General features: G+C 62.2%; 11 protein-coding genes. 5 read left to right on the top strand and 6 right to left on the bottom strand.

The genetic code is table 11. From position 1 onward, the window contains the following. Positions 1 to 16 precede the first annotated feature (16 nt). The gene (locus V6607_RS29040) at positions 17 to 343 is read left to right on the top strand and encodes a DUF1820 family protein (protein ID WP_003215457.1); all 327 of its coding nucleotides are present in this window, start codon (positions 17 to 19) and stop codon (positions 341 to 343) included. A 129-nt stretch (positions 344 to 472) separates the two neighbouring features. On the opposite strand, the gene V6607_RS29035 is transcribed toward V6607_RS29040, so the two are convergent. The 4 genes from V6607_RS29035 to V6607_RS29020 all read right to left on the bottom strand — a co-directional run bounded on the left by V6607_RS29035 (position 473) and on the right by V6607_RS29020 (position 3993). Then, the gene (locus V6607_RS29035) at positions 473 to 1027 is read right to left on the bottom strand and encodes a tetratricopeptide repeat protein (RefSeq protein WP_134327361.1); all 555 of its coding nucleotides are present in this window, start codon (positions 1025 to 1027) and stop codon (positions 473 to 475) included. A gap of 225 nt (positions 1028 to 1252) precedes the next feature. Next, positions 1253 to 2536 carry a glutamate-1-semialdehyde 2,1-aminomutase gene (gene hemL, locus V6607_RS29030; RefSeq protein ID WP_003215470.1) on the bottom strand — a complete coding sequence of 428 codons (1284 nt, stop codon included), beginning with the start codon at positions 2534 to 2536 and terminating at the stop codon, positions 1253 to 1255. A gap of 17 nt (positions 2537 to 2553) precedes the next feature. Then, positions 2554 to 3177 carry a thiamine phosphate synthase gene (thiE, locus tag V6607_RS29025; protein ID WP_134327360.1) on the bottom strand — a complete coding sequence of 208 codons (624 nt, stop codon included), beginning with the start codon at positions 3175 to 3177 and terminating at the stop codon, positions 2554 to 2556. A gap of 18 nt (positions 3178 to 3195) precedes the next feature. After that, complete coding sequence (locus tag V6607_RS29020) at positions 3196 to 3993, bottom strand: hydroxymethylpyrimidine/phosphomethylpyrimidine kinase (protein ID WP_003215474.1); 798 nt, start codon at positions 3991 to 3993, stop codon at positions 3196 to 3198. Between the two features lie 286 nt (positions 3994 to 4279). On the opposite strand from V6607_RS29020, the gene V6607_RS29015 reads away from it, so the two are divergent. The 4 genes from V6607_RS29015 to V6607_RS29000 all read left to right on the top strand — a co-directional run bounded on the left by V6607_RS29015 (position 4280) and on the right by V6607_RS29000 (position 10786). Continuing rightward, a complete protein-coding gene (locus V6607_RS29015; protein ID WP_134327359.1) occupies positions 4280 to 6658 on the top strand; it encodes a hybrid sensor histidine kinase/response regulator in 2379 nt (792 codons plus the stop codon). 88 nt (positions 6659 to 6746) lie between these two features. Next, entirely contained in the window at positions 6747 to 8399 is a 1653-nt protein-coding gene (locus tag V6607_RS29010; protein WP_087693593.1) for an acyl-CoA dehydrogenase family protein, read from the top strand. Positions 8400 to 8573: 174 nt separating this feature from the next. Beyond that, positions 8574 to 10073 (top strand): AMP nucleosidase, encoded by a 1500-nt coding sequence (gene amn, locus V6607_RS29005; RefSeq protein ID WP_172834544.1) that lies wholly within the window; start codon positions 8574 to 8576, stop codon positions 10071 to 10073. Between the two features lie 71 nt (positions 10074 to 10144). Next, positions 10145 to 10786: a pseudouridine synthase gene (locus V6607_RS29000; RefSeq protein ID WP_029616066.1), complete on the top strand. Its 642-nt coding sequence runs from the start codon at positions 10145 to 10147 to the stop codon at positions 10784 to 10786. On the opposite strand, the gene V6607_RS28995 is transcribed toward V6607_RS29000, so the two are convergent. Together V6607_RS28995 and V6607_RS28990 are read right to left on the bottom strand one after the other, a co-directional pair. Next, positions 10781 to 10990 (bottom strand): DUF2788 domain-containing protein, encoded by a 210-nt coding sequence (locus tag V6607_RS28995; protein ID WP_026077819.1) that lies wholly within the window; start codon positions 10988 to 10990, stop codon positions 10781 to 10783. The two genes, V6607_RS29000 and V6607_RS28995, sit on opposite strands and share 6 nt — an antisense overlap. Before the next feature lie 228 nt (positions 10991 to 11218). Next, positions 11219 to 11698: an Lrp/AsnC family transcriptional regulator gene (locus V6607_RS28990; protein WP_003194418.1), complete on the bottom strand. Its 480-nt coding sequence runs from the start codon at positions 11696 to 11698 to the stop codon at positions 11219 to 11221. Positions 11699 to 12105: the final 407 nt, after the last annotated feature.

Genomic DNA, 12105 nt, shown 5'->3' with positions numbered 1-12105 from the left:
GTGTTACCCGCCCACCATGACCAAACGTGAAGCTCCAATCTACAAGGTGATTTTCCTTAACCAGGGCCAGGTGTTCGAAATGTACGCCAAGCAGATCTATCAAAGTGATCTGTGGGGCTTCCTGGAAGTGGAAGAGTTCGTCTTTGGCGAGCGCACGCAGCTGGTCGTCGACCCGGGCGAGGAAAAACTCAAGGCTCAGTTCGAAGGCGTGGTGCGCAGTTTTGTGCCGATGCATTCGATCGTGCGCATCGACGAAGTCGAGCGCCTGGGCACGCCGAAAATCAGCGAGGCCCGGGGCATGAGCAATGTCATGCCGTTTCCGATGCCGATGCCTGAGAAGTAAGGCTTAACACCGCGCCGACCCCTTCGCGAGCAAGCCCGCTCTCACATTCGACCGAGTTCCACCTTTGGAATACAGTCGAATGTGGGAGCGGGCTTGCTCGCGAAGGCGGTAGTAAAGGCGCTACAAAACTCAGGGCAGCGGGGAAAACGGCGAGCTGCCATCTGCGCTCTGCAGTTCCTGCAGGTAGTTGCGGAAAATCTGTCCCAGCACTTGGGTAGCCACTTCCAGTTCGTCGCGCTGCATGTGTTCGGCCACTTCGTCGGCCGTGTCCAGTGCATCTTCGGCGCCGTTCACCGCCGCCATTTTCAGCACGATGTACGCCTGGACGTTATTGGCCGGTACGCCTTCGCCGTGGAAAAACATGGTGCCCAGCTGGAATTGCGCCTGCGCGTGGCCCTGCAACGAGGCTTTCTCGAAGTAGCTCAAGGCTTTGTTGAGGTCGCGTGCGGGGTTTTTACTGTCGTAGAAGTACTCGCCCAACTCGTATTGCGCCTGCGCATCCCCGCCTTCGGCCTGTTTCTGGCACGCGCTCAGGGCTTCGGCCTGGCTTTCCGGCTGGGTATTGAGGGTGCAACGACCCATCGCTGGGATTAACAACGAGTTGCCGCCTGCCTGGGCATACGCCAGCAGCGGCTGAAGGAGCAACAGGCAGCCCAGAACCAGGGTGCGGCCGGTGCGTTTCATGGGAATCGACTTACCTCTGACGGGGCGCGGGACCCACGGGGGGATCCAATAAGCGCGCATTATGAAATAAGCAGGCACCTGCTTACAAAGTCTTTACTCGTTTTTCTGCTGCGTGGGCAAGTTATCTGCCGGATTGCAGGTGAATTCTCGAAAAAAGACGGAAATGCCTGTAAGCAAAGTAGCAAATCTGACGCCGCCAGGGGCGACGTCGGATTTTTGCGCCGCTTATTTCAAGGCGGCGAAGGCGCGCTCGGCGGCATCGAGGGTCAGTTTCAGCTCGGCATCACCATGGGCGATCGAGGTGAAGCCGGCTTCAAAAGCGCTCGGGGCGAGGTACACGCCACCTTCCAGCATCAGATGGAAGAAGCGCTTGAACAGGTCGGCATCGCTGCCCATCACATCGTCGAAGGTGACGATGTCGTCGGCGCCGCTGAAGTACAGGCCGAACATGCCGCCCGCCTGGGTGGTCACGAACGGAATGCCGGCGGCATCGGCGCGCTGTTGCAGGCCGTCCAGCAGGCGAGTGGTGTAGTCGGTCAGCTCGGCGTGGAAGCCCGGGCGGCTGATCAGGCGCAGGGTGGTCAGGCCGGCGGCCATGGCCAGCGGGTTACCCGACAGGGTGCCTGCCTGGTACACCGGGCCCAGCGGCGCGATGTGCTGCATGATTTCGCGCTTGCCGCCGAAGCAGCCCACCGGCATGCCGCCACCGATGATCTTGCCGAAGGTGCTCAGGTCCGGCGTGACGCCGTAGTAAGCCTGGGCGCCGCCGAGGGCAACGCGGAAGCCGGTCATCACTTCATCAAAAATCAGCACTACGCCGTGCTTGTCGCACTGTTCCCGCAGGCCTTCCAGGAAGCCCGGCGCCGGCGGCACGCAGTTCATGTTGCCGGCCACCGGCTCGACGATGATGCACGCCACTTCCTGGCCGACTTCGCTGAGCATCTGCTCGACGGCAGCGATGTCGTTGAACGGCAGGGTCAGGGTGTGTTTGGCGAACGCGGCCGGCACCCCGGCGGAGCTCGGTACGCCCTGGGTCAGCGCACCGGAACCGGCCTTGACCAGCAGGCTGTCGGAGTGGCCGTGGTAGCAGCCTTCGAACTTGATGATGCTGTCGCGGCCGGTAAACCCACGGGCCAGGCGAATCGCGCTCATGGTGGCTTCGGTGCCGGAGCTGACCATCCGCACCATCTCCATGGAGGGCACGATGGAGCACACCAGGTCAGCCATCTCGGTTTCCATGGCGGTCGGTGCGCCATAGGAAAGGCCGTGTTGCAGCTGCTGGCGCACCGCGTCCAGTACTTCCGGATGGCTGTGGCCGAGGATCATCGGGCCCCACGAACCCACGTAGTCGACGTAGCGCTTGTCATCTTCGTCGGTGACGTAGGCGCCTTCGGCATGCTTGAAGAACAGTGGGGTTCCGCCAACGCTCTTGAACGCTCGCACGGGAGAGTTCACACCGCCGGGGATGTGTTTCTGGGCATTGGCAAACAGGGTTTCGGAACGGGACATGATCGTGTTCTCTGAATTCAAGATTTTAGAAGATCGTTGAAAGCGCGGGCGCGGCGCGTGACTTCCTGGGTGCTTTCGGCACCAAACAGGCCGTGGACCACTGCCAGCAAGTCGGCACCGTGGGCCACCAGCGGCTTGGCATTTTCCAGGGTGATGCCGCCGATCACGCAGATCGGCAGGTGCAACCGCGTGCGGGCCTGGGCCAGCAGTTCAACGGTGGCTGCCGGCGCGCCGGGCTTGGTGTTGGAATTGAAGAAGCGGCCGAAGGCGACATAACTGGCACCTTCGCGGGCAGCCTGCTCGGCCAGTTCGATCTGGCTGTGGCAGGTGGAGCCGATGATCGCCTTGGAACCGAGCAGCGCACGGGCCGGGGTCAGCGGGCCGTCGGTCTGGCCCAGATGCACGCCGACGCCGAGGCGTGCGGCCAGTTCGGCGTCATCGTTGATGATCAGTTGGGTCTTGTAGCGCGAGCACAGCTCCCGCAGTTTTTCGGCTTCCCGCAGGCGGCGCGCTTCGTCGCTGCTTTTATCGCGGTATTGCAGCAGGGTCACGCCACCGTCCAACGCCGCTTCGACGTAGGCCAGGAACTTGCCGGCCAACAGTTGGCTGTCGGTAATGGCATAAAGGCCACGTAGTTTCATCGGGCAGGCCTCTTGGTGTTACGAGCAGAAATCCAACGGCAGACGACGAGGCACGAATTGCCCCTGGCCGAGTTGTTCAGCGTCACGCAGGGTGCGCCAAGTGTAGTTGAGGGCCGATTGCACCGCGCTGACCAACCCTTCGCCTTGTGCCAACCGACCGGCCAGCGCGCTGGCCAGGGTGCAGCCCGAACCGTGATAACTGCCGGGCAGTCGCTGGCAGGTAAAGGTCTGGTGCGTGCCGTCGCGGCTGTAGAGGCGGTTGTGCACTTCGTGCTCGTCGCCATGGCCGCCGGTGATCAGCAGGTGCTTGATGAACGGCAGCAGTTTCGCTGCGCATTCGTCCGCCGTGCCCTCGGGCAATTCGGCGAGGATGCGTGCTTCAGGCAGGTTGGGGGTGGCGATCAGCGACAGCGGCAACAGCCGCTCGCGCATGGCGTAGCCGACCTCGTCCTTGCCCAGGCTGCCGCCGCCGCCGGCACGCAGCACCGGGTCGCAGACCACCGGCAAATGCGGGTGCGCCTTGAGCAGTTCGACCACGGTGTCGACCATCTCCAGGGAACCGAGCATGCCCAGTTTCACCGCGGCCACTTCGGAGTCACCGAGCACGGCGTTGGCCTGGGCCAGCACCCACTCGCGATCCAGCACGCGGAAATCGCTGACGTTGACGGTGTTCTGCACAGTCAGCGCGGTGACGGCCGGGGCCGCATGACAGCCCTGGGCGAGCAGGGCTTCGATATCTGCCTGCAAGCCGGCGCCACCACTGGGATCATGGCCGGAGAGACAGAGGACAACGGGGCGAGAGCTGTAGATATTCATGGTGCGCGAGCTTACCACCAAACGCTTTTTGGGTGGCTGTCGGGCGATGGTTGAATTTTTAGCGGAGGGGACGGCGGAAGTGGCTGTTTGCTATCATCGTGAAATACAGGTCAAATGCCCTGTAATGCCCGCTCTAGAGCCTTTCAAAAAATTATTTCAATGGTGTCTTTTGGCCTGTAATGGCTATGCTAGAGTGGATTCAAACCAATAACTGTATCGCCGGTTTACGTCTGCTCAAAAGGAATGGAGGCTTTTGACATAACCGGACAGGTCACGCTGGGGCTCTATGCGCTATTTGCTGATGTTACTGTTGACCGGGCTGCCGATGCTGGCCGGCGCAGTCGAGTTCAACGAGACCACCACGCGGTTGCCCCTGGGCCAAGTGATGCAAGTCCTTGAGGACCCCAGTGGCGCCCTGACCATTGGCGATATCAGCTCGCCGGTCCTCGCCAGTCGTTTCAAGACCCACGACAAAGCCACATTGAATGCCGGCTATTCGCGCTCGGTGTTCTGGCTCAAGGTTGATTTGCATTACCGTGCACAGCGCCCGGATGCCCCGCGCCGCTGGCTGCTGGAACTGGCTTACCCGCCGCTGAACCAACTGGAGCTGTACGAGCCTGACAGTGTCGGCAACTATCGACTGGTGTCGCGCACCGGCAGCATCCTGCCGTTTTCCAGCCGCGAAATCCGCCAGAGCAACTACCTGTTCAAGCTCGACTTCGTCCCTGGCCAGCAGGAAACCCTGTACCTGCGCCTGCAAAGCCAGGGCTCGATCCAGGCACCGCTGACCCTCTGGTCCACCACCGCGTACCTCGAAGAACAGCCATTGCGCCTGTACGTGCTGGGTGTGATCTACGGCGTGTTGCTCGGCATGCTGATCTACAACCTGTTCATCTACCTGAGCGTGCGCGACACCAGCTACCTCTATTACATCCTCTATATCGCCTCGTTCGGCCTGTATCAGCTGTCGGTGAACGGCGTGGCCGTGCAGTATTTCTGGCCGAATAACCCGTGGTGGGCGAACGCGGCGGTGCCCTTCCTGATCGGCTCGGCGGCGCTGTTCGGCAGCCTGTTTGCCCGCAGTTTCCTGCACACCGCGCTTTACAGTCGCTGGATCAACCGGCTGTTGCTGGCCCTGGCGGTCAGCGGCGGGGTGGTGATGGTGCTGGCATTGTTCACCAGTTATGCGCTGGCGCTGCGCCTGGCCACCGCCCTTGCGCTGGTCTTTACCGTGACCATCTTCGTCGCGGCCATCAAGGCCTGGTATTGCGGCCAGCGCATGGCGCGCTACTTCATCATCGCCTGGACCGCGTTCCTGCTGGGCGGTGTAGTCAATACGATGATGGTGCTGGGCTACCTGCCCAATGTGTTCCTCACGATGTACGCCAGCCAGATCGGCTCGGCACTGGAAGTGGCCTTGCTGTCCCTGGCGCTGGCCGACCGGATCAATTCGATGCGCGAGCAACAGGCGCAAATCCTGCTCGACGCCAGCCAGAAACTCGAAGTGCTCAACACGCAACTGGCCCACAGCAACCAGCTCAAGGATGAATTCCTCGCCACCTTGACCCACGAGCTGCGCACGCCGATGAACGGTGTGATCGGCTCCCTGGAATTGATGCAGACCGAGCCGCTGCCAGGCGACCTCGCGCAGTACCATCAAACCGCCTCCGGTGCGGCCCGCGAGATGATGCGCATGGTCAACGGCATCCTCACCCTCACCGAATTGCAGGCCGGGCGCCTCAGCCCGCAACCCCAAGTGTTCAGCCTGCGTGGGCTGCTCGACACCTTGCGCCAGCAGTTCGCGGCCAGCGCCCAGAACAAGGGGTTGGCGTTCTCCATTGATCTGGCAGAAGACCTGCCGGACCGCATCAACGGTGATCCTGGCAAGCTGGCGCAATGCCTGGATTGCCTGTTGGACAATGCCTTCAAGTTCACCCACGAGGGCTCGGTGCGTGTACGGGTGGTCGGTGTACCCCAGGCGGATGGAACGCTGCGCCTGACCTTCATTGTCACTGACACCGGCATCGGCTTCGCCTACCTCGATGAGGCGACCCTGTATCAGCGCTTCTTCCAGCTCGATGGCTCGACCACTCGCCAATACGGCGGCATGGGCATCGGCCTGGCGATCTGCCGGCAATTGATCGAGTTGCTCGGTGGGCGCCTCACCCACAATTCCGAGCCGCGGCGCGGCAGTCGCTTCCAGCTGGAGCTTGCGGTCAGCCCCGTCCAGCCAGAACCGGCTGCCGTGCGGCGAGTACCGCAAGCGCAACGCACGCCGCAGGAGTGCACGGTGCTGCTGGTGGACGACAACAGCGTGGCGCAACTGGTGGTGCGCGGCATGTTGCTCAAGCTCGGTTATCGGGTGAAAACCGTCGACAATGGGCCGGCCGCCCTGGCGTTGCTGCAGAGTCAAACCTTCGACGCAGTGTTGCTGGATGTGCCCGAGGGCGGCTTTTCGCTGTGCTGCCAGATCCGTGCGTTGCCCGGCTGTGGTGAGCTGCCGGTGATCGCCTTGAGCACCTCGTTACAAGCCCCGGAACGCGAGCGCTGCCACGGCGTGGGTATCACCGACCGAGTGGCCAAGCCGGTACGTTTCGAGGCCCTGCAACGGGTGCTGCAACTGCGGTTGTTGCATATGGTTGAGGGTGAAAGCGCCGCCAATTAGGCGTTTATGCCACTTTTTTAACCCGGGTGACGGTGCTTAACTGAAATTCAGGCCTCAATGAACGTGGCCTTTTTTCAGGAGGCCCGTCATGCACCTGCACCAGTTCGCCGAAACCCACGACGTCACCAACCAGCCACCGTCCCTGGACGGCACCAATCTGTACCGTATCGACTTGCCGCTGCAAGACTGGTCCCGGCGCTTCGGCGCCGGCTGGGCCGAGCAGCGCATCGACACCTATGGTGCGCTGGCGGGCGGGCCGCTGATGGAAGCCGGGTTCCTGGCCAACCAGAACAAACCGGTGTTCAACAGCCATGACCGGTTTGGCCATCGCATCGACCTGGTAGAGTTTCATCCGGCCTACCACGAGCTGATGCGCACCGCCGTCGAACACGGCCTGCCGTCGTTGCCGTGGGCCCATCCGCAATCCGGCGCCCATGTGGCCCGTGCGGCGATGACCTACCTGCACAGCCAGGCCGAAGCCGGCACCGGCTGCCCGCTGACCATGACGTTCGCCTGCGTCCCGGCCCTGCGCCTGCAGCCAGACCTGGCTGAAACCTGGCTGCCGAAAATCCTCGCCACCGAATACGACCCGCGCAACGTCGGCATCGCCCACAAGGCCGGCGCCACCATCGGCATGGCCATGACCGAGAAACAGGGTGGCACCGACGTGCGCGCCAACACCACCCGCGCTTACCCGGTGGGCGCCGGCGGCCCGGGCCAGGCGTATGAGCTGGTGGGGCACAAGTGGTTCTGCTCCGCGCCGATGTGCGATGGCTTCCTCACCCTGGCCCAGACCGACAAGGGCCTGACCTGTTTCCTGCTGCCCCGGCACCGCCCGGATGACACCCGCAACGAGTTCTACATCCAGCGCCTGAAAAACAAGCTCGGCAACTGCTCCAACGCTTCCAGCGAAGTGGAGTTTCGTGGCGCGCTGGCCTGGATGATCGGCGAAGAAGGGCGCGGCGTACCGACCATCATCGAGATGGTGGCGATGACCCGCTTCGATTGCATGGTCGGCTCCAGCGCCCTGATGCGCCAGGCGCTGACCCAGGCCAGCCATCATTGCGCTCACCGCCTGGTAGGTGGCCGGGTGCTCAGCGAGCAACCGTTGATGCAGAACGTACTGGCCGACCTGGCCCTGGAAAGCGAGGCGTCCCTGGCCTTGAGCATGCGCATGGGGCGCGCGCTGGACCATCTGGATAACGAACAGGAAGCCAAATTCGCCCGGCTGGTGACGGCGGTGGGCAAGTACTGGATCTGCAAGCGCGCGCCCGCGATGATCAACGAAGCCGCCGAGTGCATGGGCGGTGCGGGGTATGTCGAGGACAGTATCCTGCCACGCTTGTACCGTGAGGCGCCGGTCAACTCGACGTGGGAAGGTTCCGGCAATGTGCAGTGCCTGGATGTGCTGCGGGCCCTGTCCAAAGAACCGGGCGTATTGGAGGCGCTGTTTGTCGAGCTGGGGGATGGCCACGGTCACAAGCACCTGGCGCGGCACATCGAGCAGTTGAAGTCGGCCTTTATGGACACCCAGGACATCCAGTACCGTGCCCGACAACTGACCGAGGACATTGCCGTGGCACTGCAGGCCAAGTTGTTGCTGGAGGCGGGTAATGCCAGTGTCAGTGACGGTTTTATCGCCAGCCGACTGGGTGAGTCGTCGGGCCGGGTCTATGGCACCTTGCCGCGGGGTGTGAATGTGGAAGCGATTGTCGCGCGCTCGACACCTCCTTTTTCCTGAACAAACACGGTCAAAATGTGGGAGCGGGCTTGCTCGCGAAGGCGGTGGATCAGCCAATACATGTGCTGACTGACCTAGCGCTTTCGCGAGCAAGTCGAATCGTCGCACCGCCGCTCCCACATTATTGATCGCATTCCAATTCCGGTGTTCCAGTGCGCCAGGGATACAGGCAAGATGAAGGCCTGCAAGTCAGAACACAGGATGCTTACCGTGACCGAAGCTTTTGTTGTCGTTCAAACCGCCGAAGAAGCCGTGGATCGGCTGGCGGCTCTCCATGAGCGTGCTACCGGCGCGCTCAATCAAGCCCTCAAGCGCTACCTCAAAGACCGCGTCGAACCCGACGCTGAACAACGTGCGATGTTTCGCTACCCGGAACTTCGCCTGACCTACCTGGTGCAGGGCGAAGTCCCACAGACCACCCGGGCGTATGCCAAGGTTCAGTTGCCGGGGACCTACAGCGTCACCGTCACCCATCCGTCGGCCTTCCGCAAATACCTGCTGGAGCAACTGGTGCCGTTGATGCACGACTTCACCGTGACGGTGGAAGTGGGCGTCAGCCAGCAGAACATTCCCTACCCGTACGTGGTGGAGCAGGGTGACGAACTGGCCGGCTCCGGTGTGACTGCCGCCACGCTGGCGCGGGTGTTCCCGAGTACCGACCTGTCTGCCGCCACCGATGGCATCGCCGACGGGCTGTACGACTGGGAAAACACCGACCCGCTGCCATTGGCGTTGTTCGATGCCGCCCGCGTCGACTTCTCCCTGCGCCGCCTGGTGCACTACACCGGCAGCGACTGGCGCCATGTGCAGCCGTGGATTTTGCTGACCAACTACCACCGCTACGTTGACCAGTTCATCGTGCATGGCCTGGAACAGTTGCGCAGCGACCCGCGCTTTATCCGCATGGTGCTGCCGGGCAATGTGATCATCGACAAGAGCATGGACCACGGCGAAGCGTCTGCCATCGCCGCAGGCGTGGTCTGGCACCGCTACCAGATGCCGGCCTACCACTTGCAAGCCAGCGACGGCCATGGTGTGACCCTGGTGAACATCGGCGTCGGCCCGTCCAATGCCAAGAACATCACCGACCACCTCGCCGTATTGCGTCCGCATTGCTGGCTGATGATTGGTCACTGCGGCGGGCTGCGCCAATCCCAGACCATCGGTGACTACGTGCTGGCTCACGCCTACATGCGTCGCGACGGGATTCTCGACCGGGTAGTGCCGCCGAACATTCCGATCCCGGCCCTGGCCGAAGTGCAGATGGCCTTGCAGCAAGCCGCGGCCAACGTCACCGGCGAGAAGGGCGAGGAGCTGAAAAAGCGCCTGCGCACCGGCACCGTGCTGACCTACGACGACCGCAACTGGGAGCTGCGCTGGGCCCAGGAGCGTCCGCTGATCAACCTGTCCCGCGCCGTGGCCGTGGACATGGAAAGCGGCACCATCGCCGCCCAGGGCTACCGCCTGCGGGTGCCGTACGGCACGTTGCTGTGTGTGTCGGATAAACCGCTGCACAGCGAGATCAAGCTGCCGGGATCGGCTAACGCGTTCTATGAGCGTGCGGTCAGCCAGCACTTGAAGATCGGCATCGAGGCGGTGGATCTGTTGCGCACCGAACTCAACTCGCTGCACTCGCGCAAACTGCGCAGCTTCGACGAGCCGCCGTTCCGCTAAACGGTTGGGATGGTTATTTAACGGTCAGGCCACTAGCATTGTCGGTCCTGACCGTTAGATGTTCCTTTGCCATGTCCCGTCCTGCCCGTCCTGTTTCCCGCCGCCCCGGTGTGAAAAGTCCGCAAACCTCGTCAGCCCCGCGTCGTGTCGCCAAGGCGCCACCGGCCGAGCCCAAGTTGATCCTGTTCAATAAACCCTTCGATGTGCTGACCCAGTTCAGCGATGAAGGCGGGCGGGCGACCCTCAAGGATTTCATCGACATCCCCGGCATTTACCCGGCCGGGCGCCTGGACCGTGACAGTGAAGGCCTGTTGCTGCTGACCAACGACGGCCAATTGCAGGCGCGTATCGCGGACCCCAAGCACAAGCTGGCGAAAACCTATTGGGTGCAGGTGGAAGGCGAACCGACCGAGGAACAGCTGCAACGCCTGCGCGACGGTGTGGAGCTCAACGACGGCATGACCCTGCCCGCCGAAGCCCGGCAACTGGACGAGCCACAACTGTGGCCACGCAACCCGCCGGTGCGGTTTCGCAAGAGCGTGCCGACCCATTGGCTGGAGCTGGTGATTCGTGAAGGGCGTAACCGCCAGGTGCGGCGCATGACGGCGGCGGTGGGGTTGCCGACGCTGCGTCTGGTGCGGGTGCGGATTGGTGACTGGTCGATCGACGGCCTGGACCAAGGCCAATGGAAAGAAGTGCCGGCGCGCTTATAAGGCGCCGGACTCGATCAGGCCGATCACCACGCTCTTGATGATGAACGCGGCAACGCCCAGGCCCAGCACGAAGAACAGGATCATCGAGCCAAAGCGCCCGGCCTTGGATTTCTTCGCCAGGTCCCAGACGATAAAGCCCATGAAAATGATCAGGATGCTGACCAGGCCGGTCATCATCCATTCTTCAAACACGGCGGGATCAATCGAGTTCATCGGGTCGTTTCCGGCTGGGGCAGGGCGCCGATTATACGCCAGGGCAATCGGCGCGACATTGACCTGCGTCGGTCTGCCGCAGACTTACCACCCTGCGGGAACACAGTCAAAATGTGGGAGCGGGCTTGCTCGCGAATGCGGTGGATCAGTCAGCACATTCGGTGCCTGGCACACCGCATTCGCGAGCAAGCCCGCTCCCACATTTGTTCCGCGCTGGTCTTAAGTGCGCAGGTGGGTCAGCGGCAGCTCGGTGCTGTTGAGCACCTGGTTCAGCACAAAGCTTGAACGCACGCTGGTGACGCCTTCGATGCGGGTCAGGTGGCCCAGCAGCAGCTTCTGGTAGTGATCCATATCTGGCACCACCACTTTCAGCTGATAGTCGGCGTCCATCCCGGTCACCAGGCTGCATTCCAGCACTTGCGGCAAGGTGCGGATGGCCGCTTCGAAGTTCTCGAAACGTTCGGGGGTGTGTCGGTCCATGCCGATCAGCACGTAGGCCGTGAGACTCAGGCCGAGCATCTTGCGGTCGAGCAAGGCGACCTGGCGGGCGATGTAGCCGTCGTCTTCGAGTTGCTTGACCCGGCGTGAGCACGGCGAAGGCGACAGGCCGATGCGCTCGGCCAACTCCTGGTTGGAGATCCTCGCGTCGCGCTGCAATTCCGCCAAAATACTCAGGTCGTATCGGTCAAGTTTGCTCATGGGGCTGGCCTTTGTCGTAACTATTGCGGTGAATTATCTATCCAGGGTTAAAAATTGCGCAAGCACTGTTTATTGACGCAATCTTCGCAATCATCTGCCCGAGGCCGAGGCGTAGAGTTATCAACAGAATCACTGCCCGGACATACAGTCCACTGCAGCCCGCCAATAAGGCCGGCTGCGGCCGCCAACCCCACAGGGTTGCCCCGGCCCCCGGGCTGCACACTGTCCACAAGACGGCGTGAGGTGAGCCAACGTCAAAAGCGTTGAGCCAGGACGAAGTTCTCAAGGGGCGACCGACGGGTCGCCCCTTTTTATTGCCTGCGAAAATAGTTCTCGTGACTGATAACCTCTCGCAGAACCGGGCCCCGGTTTTCCAGTCTTACGTGTAGGCCCTAATCCGCAGTGAG

It is taken from the genome of Pseudomonas sp. KK18 (assembly GCF_037094675.1).
In the GTDB taxonomy this organism is placed as follows: Bacteria; Pseudomonadota; Gammaproteobacteria; order Pseudomonadales; family Pseudomonadaceae; genus Aquipseudomonas.
The sequence above is the reverse complement of the archived record's forward strand: the minus strand, read 5'-3'. Positions and strand labels throughout refer to the sequence as shown.